The organism is Carboxylicivirga caseinilyticus (assembly GCF_050589785.1).
Classification (GTDB): Bacteria; Bacteroidota; Bacteroidia; order Bacteroidales; family Marinilabiliaceae; genus Carboxylicivirga; species Carboxylicivirga caseinilyticus.
Genome location: NZ_JBNGOX010000052.1, coordinates 1 through 21,271 on the forward strand (window position 1 = coordinate 1; position 21,271 = coordinate 21,271).

A 21,271-nucleotide genomic window follows, 5' to 3' on the forward strand; every position below is an offset into this window, starting at 1 on the left:
AGAACCAGATCATACTACAATAACTTAAAATTATATCCGGAGATTTCCCTAAAACTATTACAGAAATACTCTTTTTGAGAACCGAAAATCCGTGTGTCCCTGCCACGATAATTATCGCGGCGATTCCAGGTGGCACCACTTAAAAGGTTGATTTCGAAAGAAGTCAACTTTTTTTTGTATTTTTAGTCATGGTCAAATACAACGTTTATAAATTTATTCTGAGAAATTTGACAGATTTTATATTGGTCAAACTCAAAACCTAAAGTTAAGAATTGAACAGCACAACTCGAATCAGAACCAAATTCTGGATCTAAGCATAAATTTTGCATTGAATGATTATCTAGCATTTTTAGATTGCTAATCATCTTCACCTTTTACATTCGTTGCATTTCCATTTTTTATACCACTTTTTTATCATTTTATTGCATTAATTAGGCAAAAAACACATTTTCTCTACTTATACAAAGTTCTTAAAATCCAGTACCTGAAAAGGATTCATCGATTCTAACATTAATTCAATGTGAGTTTTATGTGAACTTTGTGGTTTTGATATCGTAATAATTTGAAGTAATATTACGCACCAAATTTTATGAAAACCAGCTATGAATTCATCTTCCCAAATAAAAGGATACACTTTTGTTTTATCCATTTTTTTACTTCTAAATACACTATCTGTAAATAGCCAAATCAAGATTAATGAATTTGTTTCATCTAACGTAACAGGTTTAAGTGATGACGATGGTGATTTTCCGGATTGGATAGAACTATTTAACACTTCAACTTCTCCAATTAATTTAGCTACTTATTATTTATCTGATGACATTTCGGATACAACCAAATGGAATATACCAGACATTCAACTACCTGGTCAATCACATTTATTAGTATTTGCTTCTGGAAAAGACAGAACGGACTTAGTTAATGAGTGGTATACCATTATTGATAAAGGGGATAGTTTTAACTACCTCGTACCAACCCAGGAACCTGATGCCTCATGGAGAACACTTGGGTTTGATGACTCATCATGGTCAACAGGCCCCAGTGGTTTTGGATATGGAGATGATGATGACGCAACCGTTATTGGCACTACTATGAGTGTATTTGTTCGTAAAACCTTTTCAATCGAAGATACAAGTAATATTGCACAGGCTGTTCTGCATATGGATTACGACGATGGCTTTGTTGCGTATATTAATGGCATTGAAATAGCGCGTGATAATCTGGGTACACCAGGAACAATTATTCCATACAACCAAGGTAGTGATACCTATGATCATGAAGCAAGAATGTATCAAGGACTGGCTCCAAATGAATTTCCATTACTCAATTGGTCAGGTTTTTTAAAGGAAGGCGAAAATGTAATAGCTATTCAGGTACATAATCACAGCACAACATCTTCAGATATTACCTGCATTCCATTTCTTTCACTGGGTTTAAGAAATGCACAAGGACACACAGCCTCTGAATATCTTGAATTACCAAAATCGTACTTACACACAAATTTTAAGATAAAAGCTGAAGGTGAATCACTTTACCTTTTTAATAATAAAACTTTTGTAGATTCTATTGGAGCAACCAACCTAAATGCAGACATTTCCTTTGGTAGAAGAACTGATGGTAATTCTCAATGGGTCTATTTTGGGACTCCTACACCTTCAAGTGCCAACAGTGGTGATTATGCCACAACTTTAAATACCGATTCGGTGCATTTTTCTGTGGCAGGAGGAAAACATGCTTCTTCTGTAACCTTATCACTTTCAAATCCTGATAATCCATCTTCAATTATCTATTATACAACTGATGGATCGGTTCCTACGGTATCAAGTAAGCTTTATAGTGCTGCCTTTAACATTAGCACAACCTCCATTATTAGAGCTCGTGTTATTGATACAGGTAAATTAGCCGGACCAGTAGTATCGAATACTTATATTATTGGAGAATCACACACATTACCAATTGTTAGTATTTCAACCGATCCTGCAAATTTATGGGATTATTATACAGGAATTTATGTGATGGGACCAAATGCCGAAGCAGGTAATCCTTATTTTGGAGCCAACTTCTGGATGGATTGGGAGAAACCTGTTCACTTTGAATACTATGATAAAAACAATATTAAGCAGATAGATCAGGGTGCAGGATTAAAAATCTATGGAGCCTGGTCAAGGGCCAATCCTCAAAAATCTCTGGCATTATATGCTCGTAAAGAATATGGTGACGGATCTTTTAGTTACAAGTTTTTCAATAACAGAGAAAATGATAAGTTCGAAGCTTTGGTTCTCCGTAATTCGGGTAACGACTTCTACAGCACCCATTTTCGTGATGCATTAATCTCACATGTGATGGATCCTTTAGAATTGGAAACTCAGGGATTTCAACCAACTGTATTATATTTAAATGGAGAGTATTTTGGTATAATTAATTTGCGAGAGAAAATTAATGAACATTTTATTTCTGATCATACCTATATCAATTCCGAAACCGTTAATATTCTCCAAAATGGTGGAGAGGTTGTTCAGGGAGTCAATACAAAATACGAAGAGTTTCTAAATTTTATCAATACCACTAATTTGAGTACTGATACAAACTATGAAAAGGTTAAAAATTATATTGATGTAGATAATTATATCGATTACATTTTAGCTCAGACTTTTATTGACAACAGAGACTGGCCGGGTAATAATATCAAATTTTGGAATACTACGAGCAATAAAAGTCGTTTCCGTTGGATTTTGTTTGATACAGACTTTGGTTTTAGTTTATACGGTTCTACAAATTACAATTACAACACCTTATCGTACGCATTAGTCGACAATGGTCCAGACTGGCCTAATCCACCATGGTCAACGCTTGTTTTCAGAAAGTTAAAAACCAACACAAAGTTTAAAGAGCAATTTGTAAAAAGAGCTAAACACTATTTAAATACTTGTTGGAGTATCGGTGTTATGAATGCAAAGGTCGACTCTATTAAACAGCTTTATAGCTCCGAGATAGTTGATCATTGTACCAGATGGGGTTTTAATTACACCGACTGGAACAATGAAGTTATCAAATTAAAAAACTTCGCGGGTAATCGTCCTTATTACTTTGAGAAGTATTTACAGGAAGTATTTGGCTATACACAAAAGGTATTGGTAAATCTGGATGTTTCGAATAACATGGGATTTATTAAAGTGAATAAACGAAACATAACCGGATTCCCATATTCTGATGATTATTACAATAATTCAGAGATTGAATTGATTGCTATCCCTAATCCTGGTTATAGATTTGTGGGTTGGACCGGAACTTATACTTCGGAATACAGAAGAATAGCACCAAAATTATCTGGAAACATCTCATTAACAGCCGTATTTGAAGCAGCTACAGATGATGATGTTAATGTAGTATTTAATGAAGTATTTTATAAATCATCAGAGACGATGAAACCGGGTGACTGGGTGGAGTTATACAATGCTGGTAATACAAGTGTTAACTTGTTAAACTGGACATTCAGTGATACACAAAAAGACTCAGCTATGCAAATTGATAAGTCAATTCTACTTGCTCCGGATGAATACATTGTTTTGTGTAAAGACCTGGAGAAATTTAAGACTACTTATCCAATGGTTAACAATGTAGTTGGCGAGTTTGAATTTGGATTAAGTAGTACTGGTGACTATTTAAGACTTTATAACAGCAGTAATAAGTTAATTGATTTTGTAGATTATTTCCCAAGTGGATCATGGCCAAGCGATGCAAACGGCACAGGAGCTTCTGCTGAATTAATCGATCCTGAAACTGACAATTATCTGGGTAAAAACTGGGAAGCCTCTATTGATGGAGGTACACCTGGTGAAGCTAACCGTACACACGCCAGCCTTGGTATTTTCACTCCTTCTAGAAGTTTGGATGCAAATCTGCAATGCGTGCCTAATCCATTTGTTGATCAGGCAAATGTATATTTCAATGCAACAAAAGAAGGAAATTACTACCTTGAAATATCCAGTCTGACTGGAACAAAAGTTTATCAAAGTAATAATCTATTCTATTTTGAGGGAGCACAACAAATAGATGTTCACTTAGATAATAAACTTCCTCAAGGAGTTTACATTTTAACCTTATTCGGACAAGGCAAACAACAAAGCATTAAAATTGTAATAACTAACTAAAACTCATGAAAAAAATCGGAATCATACTACTATTGATGATTAGCCTGATGGCCTGCGAAAAGGGAGCCGGAGAAGGTGGTACCTCTAAAATATGTGGTAAAGTGATTGTTGAAGAATATAATATTGACTTCACGTATCTAAGAGCTTCCTATCCTGCCCAGGCATATGATGTATATATCATTTATGGTGATGAGCCTTACTTTGGAGATAAGATAGAAACTAATTATGATGGCTATTTTGAATTTAATTATCTGAGAGAAGGTGACTATACAATTTATGCTTATTCAAAAGATAAAACCCTTGATTATAATATGACCTCGGAACTTACTATTGTTGAAAGACAAGTAAGTATAACTGAGAAAGATCAGGAAATTATTGTTGAAGATATGATTGTACTAGATTAGGGCTATGAAACAAAGGTTTTATATAATTGTCCTGTTATTACTATCAGTAAAAACCATTGATGCTCAGGTTGAGGATTTTGTTACGTGGTGGAACTTTACGGTGAAAGGAGAAATAAGCAAGAAATTAAATTATTCTTTTGAACCAGAGTTACGTTTCTTTGAAAACTCAAGTCAGCTAAGTAGTTGGCAATCTGAATTCAGCCTTGATTATGAAGTAATAAAAAATCTGAATATCGGAGGTCTTTATCGTTATACTGTTGATTACAGAACACCTGATTTTAATCGCAGGAGAAATCGTTTCTCATTATTTTTTAAATACGAAGTAAAAACCGGTCACTTTAGATGGCAATACAGAGGGATATGGCAAAACGATTTCACCAACGTAAATACCTCTGTTGATGGAAAAACAGATTTTATGGCCCACAGGCATAAGTTTGCTGTCAAGTTTAAGGATAAAGACTGGCCTGTTGATCCAAGTTTTGGAGTTGAATATATTTCAGCCTTAGCTCCTTCAAAAGATTTGGGAGAATGGAAACGAAGATGGTTTATAAACGTTGAAAGAGAAATAAATAAACGATTAAGCGCAAAGATATCTTATAAAAGACAAAACGAATTTGAAGTTTCAAACCCCGACCTGACAAACATTCTTTTAGTTGGATTGGAATATGAACCAAAATTTTTGAAAAGAAAGAAGAAAAAGAACAAGAATAAAAATGAAGCTGCAACCGAATAATATATACGAGGAAATTGGCAATGTACTGCAAAATTTTTCACCCATTAGTCTGGATGAAATGAATCATGTAAGCCTGATGAATCGCATGGACACAAAATTCATTGTTCCTGTATCCATTCTTCCTACTCTTTTAAGAGATATTGGGAAAGACTATAAAGTACTTGATATCAATAATGACAGAGTTTTCTTATATAAAACAGAATATTTCGATACACAGAATTTTAGTATGTACGAAGCTCATCATAATGGTAAACTGAATCGTTTTAAAATCAGAAAACGAGAATATGTAGCCTCTGGCAAGCTGTTTTTGGAAGTAAAATACAAAAACAATAAACGACGTACTATTAAAAAAAGAATCGAGAAGGAAAATCATGAATTCTCAACTAATGAAAGTCATTTTATAGAAGAAAACAGTCCATACAAAATGGAAGATCTGGAACTAAAGCTATCCAATGAATTTTATCGAATAACATTGGTGGGTAGTGACGAAAGGCTTACCATTGATTTTGATCTATCATTTACGCATGGCGATGATAAGGATGCCGACTTTCCTGAAGCTGCTATCATTGAATTTAAGCAATCAAGATTCAACATTAATTCGGCTGGAATGCAGGTTTTAAAAAAACATGGTATTCGACCGGAATCATGCAGCAAATATTGTATTGGGGCTGCTTCGATACACTCAAACATTAAGGCTAACCGTCTAAAACAAAAATTTGAGTTGCTCGAAAAATTCAAATTAAACTAACATTAACACAATAACCACTGTATGGATTTTACAACCTCATCACTAATTAACTGGAGCGATTTTTTTAACTTATTAATACGGTTTTCATTCAATCTTTTAGTAACTGTAATTTTAGTACGAGTTTTATACTATCAGACTGCACGGCGTAAAGACTATTTGTTCACATTCTTACTTATTGGTACCATTGTTTTTCTTTTATGTTTCCTACTTGAAAGTGTGAAACTACAGCTAGGTTTTGCCTTAGGACTATTTGCCATTTTCGGAATAATCAGATACCGAACCACACAAATTCCTATTAAAGAGATGACCTATTTATTCCTAACCATTGGAATTGCTGTCATCAATGCTTTAAGTAGCGACAATGTAAGCTATATTGAGCTGGGCTTTACCAACTTAGCCATTTTAGGTATAACATATGGTTTAGAAAGAGTTTGGTTACTAAAACACGAATCCAGCAAATTGATTGTATACGAGAAGATTGAATTAATAAAGGCTGGTAAACGAAAAGAGTTAATTGAAGATTTGAGAGAACGCACTGATTTACCAATTCACAGAATCGATATTGGCAAGATAAATTTCTTGCGAGATACTGCACAAATCATTGTTTACTATTATACTGATGATGTAAGCAATGTAAACGTAAGCGAGATGGATGACGATGATGATTAAATCACAATATGTCAAAAGAATGCCTTGCTGAACCGCAAGGCATTTTTGTTATCTATAATTCTATTCTGATATCATCATTTGCAGTATTGTAAACAGCTGCTTCGTCAAATGAGGTCATTTTATTTAACATGGCCACTGAACCTTTGATTACAGAATAAGCCACTGCCGATCCGGTTCCTTCACCCAGGCGGAAGCCTAAATCCAGAATTGCTTTTCCTCCCAGGTATTCAACCATCTTTTTATGTCCTTGCTCCTGTGATTGGTGCGAAAAGAAGGTATAATCCACCACTTTATCATTTATATGATGTGCCACCAATAAGGCTGAAGTAGTAATAAATCCGTCGGTGATTATCACCATCCTTCGTGCAGCTGCCTCCAGCATACCTCCAGCTATTGTGGCAATTTCCAATCCACCAAAACGAGCCAGGTTCTCAATCGGATCCTTCGAAATACTATGTTTAGTAATGGCATCCTTTAATATCTGAGCCTTGCGATTAACCCCCTCTTTACTCAATCCTGATCCAGGTCCAACACATGTTTCAATATCTAATCCGGTAAGAACAGATAATAGTGCAGAAGCCGGTGAAGTATTTCCGATACCCATCTCGCCAAAACCAACCACATTACATCCTTCATCATGCAGTTTAGCCACAATGTTTTTCCCATTTTCCAATGCCTGCAGACACTCCTCAATAGTCATTGCCGGCTCTTTAGAAAAGTTTCTACTGCCTTTTCGTACTTTAGCGTCAATTAATTTAGGATGTGGTTTGAAGTCGTAATCAACACCAGCATCAACCACACGTAAATCAAATCCATATTCCTGACTGAATAATCCAATTCCACCACCACCGTTTAAGAAGTTCAGACATTGCTGCCAGGTTATTTCTACCGGACAAGGGCTCACACCCTCTTCGCATATCTGATGATCAGAAGCAACAGTTAGCATTACCGGATGCTTCAACTCCGGAGTTAAGCTACCTTGAATCAATCCTACCTGAAGAGCAATCTCTTCCATCAGACCTAAGGAACCAATTGGTTTAGCTTTCTGATCAATTTTATACTGTAATTCTTCTCTCAACTCGTTATGTAACGATGGAATTTCGATGGTAAACGACACGTTTTAAACTTTTATAAATTATTGATAATATGAATAGTTATAACAATTATCACAGTTAAAATACATACTGTATGATTTATTCGGGAGGTTATTTTAAAATCGCGATATTGGAGATCGCGATAATTTTTTCCTATATATGGTTTTTCGACCAATTGCCCATGATAAACATTCGGACCTCCGAAACGTACATTTAAAATTCCGGCTAAGGCAGCTTCGGGGTACCCAGCATTTGGGCTGCTGTGTTTTCGACCAAAAGTGAATATATAAGAAATAGCCCTCATTGATGGAGCAGCCAGGGCCATAAGCATTGCGCTTATGCGAGCCGGTATATAATTAACAACATCATCGATCCGGGCTGCAAATCTACCAAAGTAAAGATACCGATCACTCTTATAGCCAATCATTGAATCGAGGGTATTTATCATTTTGTATGTCATCATTGCCGGAATACCGCCTACCGCATACCAAAAGATTGGAGCCACTACTCCATCGCTCAGATTTTCAGCCATGGTTTCCAACACCGCAGTACGTATTTGTTGTTCAGTTAACTGAGAAGTATCCCTGCCAACAATTCTGGAAAGTTGTTTCCGCCCTGCTTCCAAACCATTATTATCCAATTCCTTAAAGACCATTCTTCCTTCATGAATCAACGTTCGGTTAGCTATTCCATAAAAGAAGAAGAGCGCAACAAACCCAAAATAAACATAAGGATTTAGCCATTTTGTAAACCACTGTAACACCTCAAAAAAAGAAAATACAAACAGGATTAAAAGAATAGTCAATAATGCACCCTTTAGCAGACGGCTAGAATCTTTGTTTAGCTTTTTCTCGCCAAAGGAAATGGCTTTTCCAAAGTAAACAATGGGATGAGGCAACCACATAGGATCTCCTAAAATCAAATCGAAAAAATAAGCAATGGCTAGTGCTATAATTATTCCATATGATTCCATTAGCTATGAGTTGCATTAGCTTCGGACAGACATTTCTTAAGTCCTGATATTAATAATTGATTTTTGTCGACGGATAAACTGGCTACCCGAATATGAAATGGCGTGAGCGTACGAAAATTGGATGCATCACGAACAAGTACTCCCATTTCGTTTACCAGGTAATCTTTAACAACAGAGGCTTCAAGAGGTGTTTTCAACAGAAAGTAACCAGTTTTTGACGACTGCACCTCACATCCTAAATGCGATATTTCATTTAACAACTGCTGAGCCAATGATTGATATGTAATAAGATCATCGATGGTAATACGGGGATGCTCAAGCACATATTTCCCTGCTTCTACAGCCAGTGCATTTACCGACCATGGTGCCTGGATAGCTTTTAACCTTTTACCCATTGCCGGATGACAAAGAATATATCCCAAACGCAAACCGGATAAGCAATTATTTTTGGTGAGCGACTTTAATACAATCAGGTTTTCGATCTGACCCGCTTTGCTGTCCAATGTGATATCATCCATACAGAAATCGGCATAAGCCTCGTCAACCACAAATGTTGTTTGGGGATTATTTCGAACTAAAGTCAACAATGAATCAGGCTTAATTACCTGACCTGTTGGATTATTTGGATTGCAGATCCAGAAGAGATCAAAATCAGTTTGCATTCCTTCCCTTATAAAGCCAGAGCCGCAAAAGCTAATAGTATGATTATTTACCTGGCAAGCATGTTCGTACTCCGAGAAGGTAGGACTCATGATACGGCTTTTTTTACCGGCAAATAAGCGGGCAATCAGAAAAATAGCCTCAATAGTACCATTGCAGGCCAGAACACTGTTTGTTGAGATCGCATATTTTTTTGCAATTTCTTTTACAAACGATTCTGCATAAGGTTCAGGATAAGAACCCAACAAGCATATCTTTTCTTTCAGGTGATCCAACAGTAATGGATCGGGACCCAAATACCATGCATTGGTGCTGAAATCAGCTACAATCTCACGATCATATCTGTAACTATCATCTCCATGATCAAACCGGTTATGCATCAATATCCTCCCTTTTCATTACTTTATAGATGTAATCAATATCCAGGTTGTTACGCAAATGATCAGCCAAACGATCGTATTCTTTATTTTTAAATTCTTTATAACCCATGGTCGACACCTTCTCATCACTGTATGGAGCCAGCAAATGATTTATCACAACCTGATTATCCAATATCCCATGCATGTATGAACCCCAGCATTTATCATTAAGCATCACACCTTCCAAGGTGCCATCCTTCAAGGTTACCAATGGTTGGATATCTTTTGTAATATCTGTTCTTCCCATGTGAATTTCGTATCCTTCACATTCATCGGGCTGATTCAAAAATTGAAATTTAGCCTGAACCGTTTGTTTATCATTGGTGATTACAGTTCTAACTGGCAATAAGAATAAGCCTTCTATCTGATTTACATTTCCTTCGAGCTGGTCAGGATCAGCAATACTCTCACCCATCATCTGGTAACCGCCACAGATACCAATCACAGTTTTACCACTCTTATACATATCCATCAAAAGTTTATCAATTCCTTTCTCTTTCAGAATAGTAAGATCTTTAATGGTACTTTTCGATCCGGGCAAAATAACAATGTCTGCTTTTCTTATTTCTTTGAGCTGATCGGAATAATATAGATTCACTCTGGGGTCGTGTTGAAGGGCATTAAAATCAGTAAAATTCGACATTTGATTCAATAAAACAACAGCAACATTTACTTTATCTTCCACTGCTGTTTTTTTCTTTTGATCAAGAACTACCGAATCTTCTTCTTCAATATAAATATCTCTGAAATATGGAATTACCCCAACTACAGGAACTCCAGTCAGGTCCTCAATCGTTTTTTTGCCATCCTCAAACAATCGGATATCGCCACGAAACTTATTAATGATAATTCCTTTCAGGTGCTTTCTTTCCTCTTCGTCAAGTAGCATTACTGTTCCATAAACACTACCAAAAACACCACCTCTATCGATATCAGCAACCAGATACACTGCTGCTCCTGTGCGAATAGCCATTCGCATATTTACAATGTCGCGATCTTTTAGGTTTAATTCTGATATAGAACCTGCTCCTTCCAATACGATAGGTGAATAGCGGGTAGTCAATCGTTCAAATGCTTCGAAGGCTGCATCAAATAACGGTTGGCTGTTATGAGAACGAAAATATTCATAAGCCGATCTGTTTCCAACGGGCTTACCATTCAGTACAACCTGCGACATCATATCACCTGTAGGCTTTAACAACACCGGGTTCATATCTGAATGACAAGGTATACCACAGGCCTCAGCCTGTGTGGCCTGAGCTCTGCCAATTTCGAATCCTTCAGGCGTTGCATAGCTGTTTAACGACATATTTTGTGCCTTAAACGGTGCCGGGGCATATCCATCCTGTTTCAATATCCTGCAAATACCAGCATTTATTACACTCTTGCCAGCATCGGAACAGGTTCCAACAATCATAAGTGGTCGTAATTGTTTCATGGTTAAGGTTGAAATTTTGTGCAAAGATAAGGTTTTACAAGTGCGTGCACATTTCATTCGGGTGTTTAAGTATATGTTATGAAACATGATAATAAGCTAAAGCAAGCCTGATAACGGAAGTAGTTTTATCAGAATTTATCAACAGTATGAATTCATAAAATTCAGAAGGTTAATTTAGAGACTCTTTTAAAGCAATGCTTCACACTTCAAAATGAAACAATTAGAAATCTATTAACAACCATTTTTCTTCGTAATATGGTATTAATTCTAATTTCACTTTTAGCAAAACCTACTTGCCGAACTATCTAAAAAGGCTAGTCACTTAATAATAAGCATATTCTACACCAGATTCTTTACTGATTAGTAAAAAATTCTATCTTTGAAAATCTAATCTGAACGAACCTTAAACCATGAATCAGGATTCTCATAATCACTCTACCGAAACAACCAATCACGAAGAACTATGTAAAAACTGCGATACATCATTTGTTGGCCAGTATTGTCCTAACTGCGGACAACATGTTAAAGAAATAGAACGACCTATTCGTTTTATGATTGTTGATTTTATGGGAACCATCATTTCGTTTGACACACGATTGGTAAAAACACTGGTTGCCATACTTTTTAAACCCGGTAAGCTTACTCAGGATTTTCTTGAAGGTAGAAGAGCACGTTATATGCCTCCTTTCCGCTTTTATGTCTTCATCAGCTTTGTTATGTTTTTATTGATTTCTACTCTAACAGGTAATTCGATTAAGAACGGAATGAAAAATGGTCATGATTCTGAATTTACTTTGAATGATGCACCTATTAAAGCTGATTCGGTTAAGGTCATCAAGGACTCAATAATGACCCAGGTTGATTCTGAACTAAAAAACAATCTTGATTCAACACAATACAGTACATACAAAGAAATAATTGAGAAGAAGGACTCTTCACTTACAAATTTAAGTTATTCAATTTTTAATAAAGACTTGGAAGATGATGATGAGGAATTTTCGAAGTATGAAGAAACTGCAAAACTTATACAACAACACCCCGAGTTGTATACAACCAAACTCTTTCAATATACTTCATGGTCATTGTTTTTGTTTATGCCCATATTTGCATTCTTCCTGTGGATGTTGTTTTATAAAAGTAAAAACCTATATGTTGGACATTTAATATTCGCCTTAAACATTCATTCATTTATTTTTACCATCACTTCTATTGTAGTTGGAATGGCTTTGATCTTTCCAAATCATAGTACAGCCTGGACCGGATATCTATATCTTCTTATGCCGGTATACCAGGTTATAGGGGCACGTAAATTATATAAGCGTAAATGGACCAGCACATTTTTTAGATTAACACTGGTGTGGTTTTTATACGGCTTTGTTTGGTTCATAGGGTTAATTACTTTAGTAGCATTTACGTTCTTTCTAATGTAGTTAACAGTTGTTTTCCTGAAGATTAGTCTTATAGTAACTGAACCATGTTCTAGGATTAACTATTTTAAAGATTTCTCAGTTCTTACTATTCAATAACATTCTCGTTATGGTAAAATTGAATTGTGAGTGTTAACTCATTGTCCTATCATTCCAACTTTAACCCTTATTTAGTTTGATGAATTTGTACACTTTTTTTCTCGATTATTGAACCTCTGATTGGTGATATGTAAACATATTAGCAAGTACAAAATTTAATGGTTTTAAACTCTCAGAAAGGGATTGAACTGTATTCACCGTTAATTTTGTGATAGTTTTTTTAATATTCCTGACGGTTAATCGTAATCGATACAAATATATTTGATGGATAAATGGAATAATTGTAAAGCTAATAAAGATTCAATAATAGAAAACTAGATCAACAATCATATGAAATTGCTAACTACAAGTTTACTGACCCTGGTAATAATAATTGCAACTTCGGGTTGCTGCCAGCAAGAAAAGAAAATAGAATACATTAACCCAATTGTTCCACAAAGAGCAGATCCATGGGTAGTTCGCAGCGATAACGGTGAATATTTCATGATATCAACCGCTCCTGAGTATGATCGCATCGAAATAATAAAATCGAAAACTATAAATGATTTGGGTGTTAATGAGCCGGTTGTTGTTTGGAGAAAACACGAAACCGGTAATATGGGTGCACACATCTGGGCACCTGAATTACACCGATTAGATGGTAAATGGTATATCTACTTTGCAGCAGGAGATGCTGAAAATGTGTGGAATATCAGAATATATGCCTTATCAAATGAATCGGAAGATCCAACTCAGGGAGAATGGAAAGAAGAAGGTAGAATCATGACTCAAAGAGAATCTTTTTCGTTAGACGCTACCGTTTTTGAGCATAATGGTAAAAGATATATGATTTGGGCACAATCAATGGGACCTGAAAACTCTTCTTTGGTGCTGTCTGAAATGGAATCACCCATAAAATTAAAGGGACCGGAGATTGTGATTACCAAACCTGAATATGAATGGGAAACGCGTAAACACAATGTGAACGAAGGACCTGCCGTGATCAAACGCAATGGAAAGATCTTTGTCACATATTCGGCCAGTGCAACCAATCATAATTATTGCATGGGCTTGCTTTGGGCTGATGAAAATGCAGATTTACTTGATGTTAAATCGTGGAATAAATCTGAAAAACCTGTTTTCTCAACCAATGAAGCCGTTCGACGTTATGGACCAGGCCATAACTCGTTTACAGTTGCCGAGGATGGAAAAACAGATGTTTTAATTTACCATTCAAGGGTTTACAAAGACATCAGAGGATGGGAATTGGCTGATGTTAATCGTCACACACGCGCCCGCACATTTACATGGGACGAAAAAGGATTTCCTGACTTTGGGCAGGAACTGGCTGATTAGGCTTTTAGATAGTTAATTAATAATACCATAAGCTTACCTGCGCGAGCATTGCTCAATTTAGGTAAGCTTTTTTTGTTTTTATACACTTCAGATAAAGGAAATAATCAAAATTTAATTAACATAATTAATTCGGAACCAAATTATATATCTGGAATGAGAAAGCAGACTGTTACAATGATTTAGTATTTGATTAATACAGAAACAAAAGCACTACTTTAGGGTTATTGAAGAAAAATAAAAATCATGAATGCACTAAATCCAAAAGTCGATCAATATTTATTGGAAGGTTGTGGCAGATGTTCAAAGGTAGCTACTCCTGAATGTAAAGTGCATAAATGGAGGAACGAACTGGATCAACTGCGAATAATTGTGCTCAATTGCGGCCTTACCGAAGATCACAAATGGAGCATGCCTTGTTACACTTATCAGAAAAAAAACATTCTGATGATAGCTGCATTTAAAGAATTTTGCTGTATCAGTTTTTTCAAAGGAAGCCTGCTTACAGATGAAGAGAAATTATTAGTCGCTCCCGGAGAAAATTCGCAAGCTGTTCGTCAGTTTAGATTTACCAATGTTGATGATATTATAAAAATTGAAGACTACATTAAAGCCACAATTTTTGAAGCAGTTGAAGTAGAAAAAGCCGGATTGAAGGTTGATTTCAGTCAATCCAGTAACATTGAAATAACCGAAGAGTTTCAACTTAAACTGGATGATTTTCCGAAATTGAAAATTGCATTCGAGAACCTTACTCCGGGCCGTCAAAAAGCTTACTTACTCTATTTTTCTCATGCAAAACAATCAAAAACCCGATTAGCCAGAATTGAAAAATACATTCCTCAAATATTAAAAGGCAAAGGACTGAACGATTAATCTATGAATCCAGACACTGTTTAAAGAAAGTTTAACAGTTTTAAATTTGATAAGACTAGAAAGCCCTTTAATTTTGAATCACCTTTAGTAGAAAACTGTTATAATGGTAGAGTCTTTTACCCCGCAGTTTTTAATTGACCACTAAGTCTTGGTCATCTTAATTTAAGTAAACACATAGCTTATGAATATCATTCTAAGTATTGGCATTCTTGTATTTACAGGTTTTATACTTGGTGAATTGGCCGAAAAAATAAAGCTACCTAAAATTTCGGGCTATATTTTAGCAGGAATACTGTTAAATCCGGATGTTACAGGTATTATGCACAACGAATTTGTAGCACAAACCGATCCCCTTCTAACCATTGCTCTTGCTTTTATTACATTCTCAATTGGGGGTAGTTTGTCGTCAGCTAATTTAATAGCGACCGGCAAATCTATAATATGGTTAACAGTTAGTGAATCGTTATTCGCTTTCCTTTCCGTATTTCTGTTTTTACTTGGCTGGCTCTATTTCTTCACCAACCTGTATATATCCTTTTACATTATAATTGCCGTCAGTTTACTATTGGCATCATTAGCCGCTCCGACAGATCCATCTGCCACACTGGCTGTTATACACGAATACAAGGCAAAAGGTCCGGTTAGCAGTGCCATGTTACAAATTGCAGCTTTCGACGACCTGGTTGGAATCATCATATATACCTTAGTTGCTGCTTTCGCACCTTATTTTTTAGGCAATAATGATATTCAGCTTGGGCATAAACTAATTGAAATGGGTGTTGATATTGGTTTTGCACTTCTAATAGGAGCTTTGGTTGGCATTCTATTTATTTTCATTGTTAAATTGGTAAAAAAAGAAACAGAAGGATCCCTCATTGTTTTAACCTTTGGGCAAATATTACTTACCTATGGTATTTCGGAATATTTTGGATTCGAATCGTTGTTGGCAACAATGGCATTAGGTGCTGTCACGATTAATTTTAATCCGATGGCAGGTAAAATATTTAAATTAATTGAACGCTACACTGATGAATTAATTTTTGTAATATTCTTTTCCTTATCCGGATTGCATCTTCAACTGTCATCTGTGGCCGGAAGTGTTTCCATCATTGCAATTTATATTATTGCAAGAGCTATAGGTAAATTTGGTGGTATATTCTTTGCCTCCTCATTTATGCAAATAGATGCTAAAGTCAAAAGATTTGCAGCTGGAGGATTAATCCCTCAGGGAGGAATTGTTATTGGTCTGTCTATCCTTCTGACGAAAGATCCGGAATATAGCAACTTAGCTTCCACTATAATTGGAGTTGTTATTGGTGCTGCCTTAATTCATGAAATATCAGGTCCGCTTATTTCAAGATTATCATTAAAAAAAGCTGGTGAAATATAAATCGATTCTCACCTTTGATTGTTATAATTTAACTAACTCCTCTAAGACAACAAACATTACCGAATTATTGATAATATGGAAGACAATAAGACAAGAAAAATAAAAATGGCAGTATTCAGCAGCCGTAAATGGGTTGTTGATTCATTTAATGAACTAAATACCAAATACCAATACGATTTAACCTATTACGAAGCCAGACTTTATAATAATACCATCCCATTAACCAAAGGATTTGATGCTGTTTGTGTATTTGTAAATGATACGGTTGATGAAGAAATCATTAAAGGTTTAAAAGCCAATGGTGTTAAACAGATAGCTTTGCGCTGCGCCGGCTTTAACAATGTAGATATAGAGGCAGCACAGCAACATGGTATAAACGTGGTTAGAGTTCCTGCATACTCGCCGTATGCCATTGCTGAACATTCTTTAGGGTTGATTTTAAGTCTGAATCGTAAATTTCACAGGGCATACACACGCGTACGAGATGGTAATTTTGCATTGGACGGACTCCTTGGTTTTGATTTGCATGGAAAAACAGTTGGTGTTATCGGTACCGGTAAGATTGGCGAGATATTTATCAATTTAGTAAAAGGATTTGGTTGCAAAATATTGGCTTACGATAAGTTTCCGAACGAAAAGCTGCAAAAGGCAGGACTTGAATATGTAGAATTACATGATATTTATAAACAAAGCGATGTAATTTCATTACACTGTCCATTGACTTATGAGACTTTTCATATGATTAATGAATATGCCATTGCAGCCATGAAAACCGGAGTGATGATTATTAATACCAGTCGTGGCCCTTTAATTGATACAGAAGCTGTTATTGATGGATTAAAAAAAGGGAAAGTTGGATATCTGGGCCTTGACGTTTACGAAGAGGAAGAAGAATTATTTTTTGAAGATCATTCTGAAACAGTGATACAGGACGATAAATTTGTACGATTACAAACTTTTCCAAATGTATTGATTACTGCCCACCAGGCATTTTTCACCAAAGAAGCAGTAATGAATATTGCCGAAACAACTTTTGAAAACGTTAAAACATTTTTGAAAGATGGTAAAACTGCCAATGATGTTATTCCTAAGGCAGCATCCAAATAAATAATATTAAAATCGATTAAGTATGCCACCTGAGCCGAACAGGTGGCATTTTTATATCCTTTCACATTCCGTTAAAAATACTATCTTCAACTTTCAAACCCGGGAATGAATGCATCGATTATTCTTTTTGCTTCTGCTTGTTCTGATGTGCAATTCAATTTTTGCACAATCCTTTAATCCTCAACAAAGAGCATATCTTTATCGCATCGTTCAAAAAACACCTGTTCTTTATCACAACCTTCATCAGTACTTTTTATTTAACAAGGAAAAATTCATTCAACACACTGCCTATAAATCATATGTTGACTACAATGCAATTGAATATTACCAGATAAATAACCCAGATTCATTACAAATCGATTGGTCAGGAATAGCATTGACTGATCCGGGTTTAATAGCAGAAGCCTCCACCCTTTTGGCGCTTTATGAGTTAAACGAGCAATTAAAAACCATTGTAAACAACGAACAATATGCAGATAAGCTTTATCTCATTTTTAAAACAAAACTCTCCAAAAATTTACCTTCTAAAATGAAGGATAAAAAGATGGATGAAATTCTTTTTACAATCATACATCCATCTCTACCTCTCAAGATTAAACTGCAAAAACTGAATGATTTTAAACTTGAACCCAAAACTCAGCAACACGTAATGAATCAATGGCGAATTGAGTTGAACAAAACCATTGAGAAACGCAGTAAGACTTACTTCAATCTTATTAATCCAGCCAATAAGTTTGATCATTTACTGATGCTGGCTGCCGGGGAAGGGAGCGGAACAGCAGGTTTGCTATATGAGACTGAACCTCATCCGGATGGATCAAACAAGTCCTGGTATGGAAAAGCAATTGGACTGTTTACTTATGAGTTAGTTGCTCACAATAATATGGTGAGTCCGAAAGACATACGCAGCACAGTCATTAAATTATCCAATGATGATGGAAAAGCTTTTCATTTCTCATTATGGGGTTTGAACTCAACATTTAAACCTTTAGTAGTTATTACATGCAATAACAAGAGTTATCATTTGTTTTCTGATTTTAAAACAAAAATGTTATCTCCTGATGCTACCGAAGGTGAAGGTATTTCATATATCGACAGAATTAAACAATTACAAGAAGAATTGATTGATAAACCATTAGTTGAACTAAAATCTGAAGGCTCACTCCTGGCAATTCTTAAAAAAGAGTATCAAAGCAAAGCTGATATGGAAAGTAGATTGGAGAAACTGGGACTTGAGATTGACAGTTTACAAAAAATGAAACCCATTTCGGAAACCGCTATCAATTATCGTCGAACATTGATTGATTCTCATTTAACAAATCTGACCAAAAAGGAAGTTAGAATAAAAGAGCTGGAAGACAAAGTTGCCAAAGAATACAAGCAATTAGATAACGCTCAACGCAAAATTGAGAAGATGGAAGCTTTACTTGGCCCGAATCCTCAAAGCTGGAAAAAAAAAGATGGCATTTATTATTTTGCTAATGGTGTTTGGTTTAACATAGCCAGTCAGGACCTGGTATTTCCGGATTCAATCAAGCCCAATGAAGTTAAAATAGACTTACTATCGGCCTCGTACAGTCTGCTTGGAGAACAACGCGACGAAATACAATTACTGGCAAATACGGTCTCTTCTCCAGAAATAAAAACACCTGAATCATCAGCAATAAAGGTTGATACCATTCAGCTTAAACACTATTTTAATCCTGATGAATTTTCTATAAAAAAGGACCTTATTATTGATGCCCTTAATGATTCTTTGCCATCAATTGATATTGAAATCATTATTCAACCTGCCATTGCTATAAATAGCAAAACTCAACATTATAAATACATAGAAAGAGAATTCGAACTTCCACTAACCCAATTTGGTAAACAGCGATTAGTAAAAGCTGATCTTATAATTAATGGCGATTCTAAAAGGATTACAATTACCAGTTTCACTGATCCGGTTGCAACACGTTTATCACAATTACCATCAGAAATCAGGCAAAAACTGAACGTTCAAAATTATTCAAAAGAGAATAACAAATACCTAGCAATGCTACGTGCATTAGCATTTTTACAAAGACTTCCTATTTCAATTGACAGTCATAACATCCTATTTCCTAAAGCTATAGAAGAGGAAGAATCAAAGCTATTATTCCAATACATAATGCATGATTAACGCCATTCAACCACCAATCCTCTTGATTTATCCAGCATCTCTTCAGGCACTTGCTGTTTAACTGATTCAATAAGTCTTTCGAGTAATATTTTTTTATAAAATGAACGGGAATAAACCAGACTGACCTCGCGAACCGGAACAGGCAATTCAAATTCTTTGATATTTCGATGCATCTCAAAAGGTAACTCTTCTGCAGCCAGGCCGGGAAGTAAAGTATATCCTCCTTCAGCATCTACCAGTTTACGTATCGTATCGAGCGATCCACTCTCGAAGTTAACCGGCATATCTTTTCGCATTTCATCTTTCACTTCGCAAAGGTTGAGAACCTGTGAGCGAAAGCAATGTCCTTCATCCATTAACCATAAACCATCCGAATCGAGCATCTCTGTTTTTAAATGCCCTTTGCTATATAAGGCATGATCAGGATGGGCATAAATCAATATATCCTCATAAAAAAGAGGCTGTTCTACAATTCCATGTTCGTGCAATGGCGTTACCAGAATAGCAGCATCCAGCAAATCATGTTCAAGTTCTTCAACACACCTCTCCGTTACCATTTCTTTAAACGAAACAGTGACTAATGGATTATCACGTTTAAAAGCCCCCACAAAACGAGGCAACAGGTAAGGTGCCAGTGAAGGAATGATACCAACAGTAAGATCTCCCTCTATCCTGCCCGATTCTTCACGTACAATTTCCTCCATCCGATTGTATTCACTTAAAATCTTACGAGCCTGATCTACAATCTTCTTACCCAGGAGCGTTGTAACGATGGGTTGTTTCGACCGGTCGAATATTACAATTCCTAATTGTTCTTCCGCCTTCTTAATCTGCATACTTAAAGTAGGCTGTGTAACAAAGCATTTTTCAGCTGCAACCGTAAATTGTTTGTAATTATCTACAGCTACTAAATATTCTATCTGTTGAAGATTAAGTCCAAGCATTTGAATTTCAATTTATATAAATATCATCGATACAAATATAAAAATTATCTATTTGATTGATGATGTATAACTTGATACATTTGTAATACAAAATGAAACAAGATATATAAACAATTAAAACACAATATTATGAAAACGATGAATGAACTACTTGGAATGAAAACTGAACAAAGCATAGATCTAACAAATAAATTAAACGGACTTTTGGCAAACTACCAGTTATACTATCAGAATCTGAGAGGTTTTCACTGGAATGTAAAAGGAGAAAAATTCTTTGAACTTCATACAAAATTTGAAGAATTGTACGATGATGCTGTACTTAAGATAGATGAGATTGCAGAGCGAATATTAACTTTAGGAGGAACTCCCCTTCACACTTTTAATGATTACATCATCAAGAGTGAAATTGCCGAGCAAAAGAACGTATCCAACGGAATAGAATGCATGCAAAATACTTTGGAAAATCTTGCTACCATTGTTCGATTAGAAAAAGGCATTTTGCCTGTTGCTCAGGAAGCTGAAGACGAAGGTACTTTAACATTACTAACGGACTATATTAGTCAACAGGAGAAAGTGATGTGGATGCTAAAAGCCTGGTTAAGCAGATCATAAGACCGCATATTTTTAACCTACATGAAAAAGA

General features: G+C 35.7%; 18 protein-coding genes. 13 read left to right on the forward strand and 5 right to left on the reverse strand.

All coding sequences use genetic code 11. The features are described 5' to 3' along the window. Window positions 1–211 precede the first annotated feature (211 nt). The 6 genes from ACRD62_RS19790 to ACRD62_RS19815 all read left to right on the forward strand — a co-directional run bounded on the left by ACRD62_RS19790 (window position 212) and on the right by ACRD62_RS19815 (window position 6,705). A complete protein-coding gene (locus tag ACRD62_RS19790) occupies window positions 212–361 on the forward strand; it encodes a GIY-YIG nuclease family protein (RefSeq protein WP_430821886.1) in 150 nt (49 codons plus the stop codon). Between the two features lie 241 nt (window positions 362–602). Next, window positions 603–4,151, forward strand: coding sequence for a CotH kinase family protein (locus ACRD62_RS19795; protein WP_430821853.1), 3,549 nt, complete (start codon window positions 603–605; stop codon window positions 4,149–4,151). 5 nt (window positions 4,152–4,156) lie between these two features. After that, window positions 4,157–4,555 carry a hypothetical protein gene (locus tag ACRD62_RS19800; RefSeq protein WP_430821854.1) on the forward strand — a complete coding sequence of 133 codons (399 nt, stop codon included), beginning with the start codon at window positions 4,157–4,159 and terminating at the stop codon, window positions 4,553–4,555. Between the two features lie 4 nt (window positions 4,556–4,559). Then, window positions 4,560–5,288 carry a DUF2490 domain-containing protein gene (locus tag ACRD62_RS19805; RefSeq protein ID WP_430821855.1) on the forward strand — a complete coding sequence of 243 codons (729 nt, stop codon included), beginning with the start codon at window positions 4,560–4,562 and terminating at the stop codon, window positions 5,286–5,288. Next, window positions 5,269–6,036: a polyphosphate polymerase domain-containing protein gene (locus ACRD62_RS19810; RefSeq protein ID WP_430821856.1), complete on the forward strand. Its 768-nt coding sequence runs from the start codon at window positions 5,269–5,271 to the stop codon at window positions 6,034–6,036. Before ACRD62_RS19805 ends, ACRD62_RS19810 begins: the two co-directional genes overlap by 20 nt. 21 nt (window positions 6,037–6,057) lie before the next feature. Then, window positions 6,058–6,705, forward strand: coding sequence for a DUF4956 domain-containing protein (locus ACRD62_RS19815; protein ID WP_430821857.1), 648 nt, complete (start codon window positions 6,058–6,060; stop codon window positions 6,703–6,705). Between the two features lie 52 nt (window positions 6,706–6,757). Here ACRD62_RS19815 and cobT read toward each other — a convergent pair whose 3' ends face one another. Genes cobT through ACRD62_RS19835 form a run of 4 tightly spaced genes read right to left on the reverse strand, consistent with a single transcriptional unit; the run spans window position 6,758 to window position 11,289 of the window. Continuing rightward, window positions 6,758–7,822: a nicotinate-nucleotide--dimethylbenzimidazole phosphoribosyltransferase gene (cobT, locus tag ACRD62_RS19820; RefSeq protein WP_430821858.1), complete on the reverse strand. Its 1,065-nt coding sequence runs from the start codon at window positions 7,820–7,822 to the stop codon at window positions 6,758–6,760. An 11-nt stretch (window positions 7,823–7,833) separates the two neighbouring features. Continuing rightward, entirely contained in the window at window positions 7,834–8,772 is a 939-nt protein-coding gene (gene cbiB / locus ACRD62_RS19825) for an adenosylcobinamide-phosphate synthase CbiB (protein WP_430821859.1), read from the reverse strand. Then, the gene (locus ACRD62_RS19830; RefSeq protein ID WP_430821860.1) at window positions 8,772–9,812 is read right to left on the reverse strand and encodes a pyridoxal phosphate-dependent aminotransferase; all 1,041 of its coding nucleotides are present in this window, start codon (window positions 9,810–9,812) and stop codon (window positions 8,772–8,774) included. The genes cbiB and ACRD62_RS19830 overlap by 1 nt, the downstream gene beginning before the upstream one ends. Further along, window positions 9,805–11,289, reverse strand: a complete 1,485-nt coding sequence (locus ACRD62_RS19835) for a cobyric acid synthase (protein ID WP_430821861.1) — start codon at window positions 11,287–11,289, stop codon at window positions 9,805–9,807. Before ACRD62_RS19835 ends, ACRD62_RS19830 begins: the two co-directional genes overlap by 8 nt. A gap of 410 nt (window positions 11,290–11,699) precedes the next feature. On the opposite strand from ACRD62_RS19835, the gene ACRD62_RS19840 reads away from it, so the two are divergent. The 6 genes from ACRD62_RS19840 to ACRD62_RS19865 all read left to right on the forward strand — a co-directional run bounded on the left by ACRD62_RS19840 (window position 11,700) and on the right by ACRD62_RS19865 (window position 19,684). After that, entirely contained in the window at window positions 11,700–12,719 is a 1,020-nt protein-coding gene (locus tag ACRD62_RS19840) for a DUF3667 domain-containing protein (RefSeq protein WP_430821862.1), read from the forward strand. A 426-nt stretch (window positions 12,720–13,145) separates the two neighbouring features. Beyond that, complete coding sequence (locus ACRD62_RS19845) at window positions 13,146–14,150, forward strand: glycoside hydrolase family 43 protein (protein WP_430821863.1); 1,005 nt, start codon at window positions 13,146–13,148, stop codon at window positions 14,148–14,150. Between the two features lie 243 nt (window positions 14,151–14,393). Beyond that, window positions 14,394–15,023, forward strand: coding sequence for a YdeI/OmpD-associated family protein (locus ACRD62_RS19850; RefSeq protein WP_430821864.1), 630 nt, complete (start codon window positions 14,394–14,396; stop codon window positions 15,021–15,023). 181 nt (window positions 15,024–15,204) lie between these two features. Further along, window positions 15,205–16,413, forward strand: coding sequence for a cation:proton antiporter (locus tag ACRD62_RS19855; protein ID WP_430821865.1), 1,209 nt, complete (start codon window positions 15,205–15,207; stop codon window positions 16,411–16,413). Window positions 16,414–16,518: 105 nt separating this feature from the next. Beyond that, entirely contained in the window at window positions 16,519–17,520 is a 1,002-nt protein-coding gene (locus tag ACRD62_RS19860; RefSeq protein ID WP_430821866.1) for a 2-hydroxyacid dehydrogenase, read from the forward strand. Between the two features lie 109 nt (window positions 17,521–17,629). After that, entirely contained in the window at window positions 17,630–19,684 is a 2,055-nt protein-coding gene (locus ACRD62_RS19865) for a hypothetical protein (RefSeq protein WP_430821867.1), read from the forward strand. Here ACRD62_RS19865 and ACRD62_RS19870 read toward each other — a convergent pair. Beyond that, window positions 19,681–20,628 (reverse strand): hydrogen peroxide-inducible genes activator, encoded by a 948-nt coding sequence (locus tag ACRD62_RS19870; protein WP_321408756.1) that lies wholly within the window; start codon window positions 20,626–20,628, stop codon window positions 19,681–19,683. The two genes, ACRD62_RS19865 and ACRD62_RS19870, sit on opposite strands and share 4 nt — an antisense overlap. A 129-nt stretch (window positions 20,629–20,757) precedes the next feature. Between ACRD62_RS19870 and ACRD62_RS19875 the strand changes: the two genes are divergently transcribed. Then, window positions 20,758–21,240 (forward strand): Dps family protein, encoded by a 483-nt coding sequence (locus tag ACRD62_RS19875; RefSeq protein WP_430821868.1) that lies wholly within the window; start codon window positions 20,758–20,760, stop codon window positions 21,238–21,240. Window positions 21,241–21,271 lie beyond the last annotated feature (31 nt).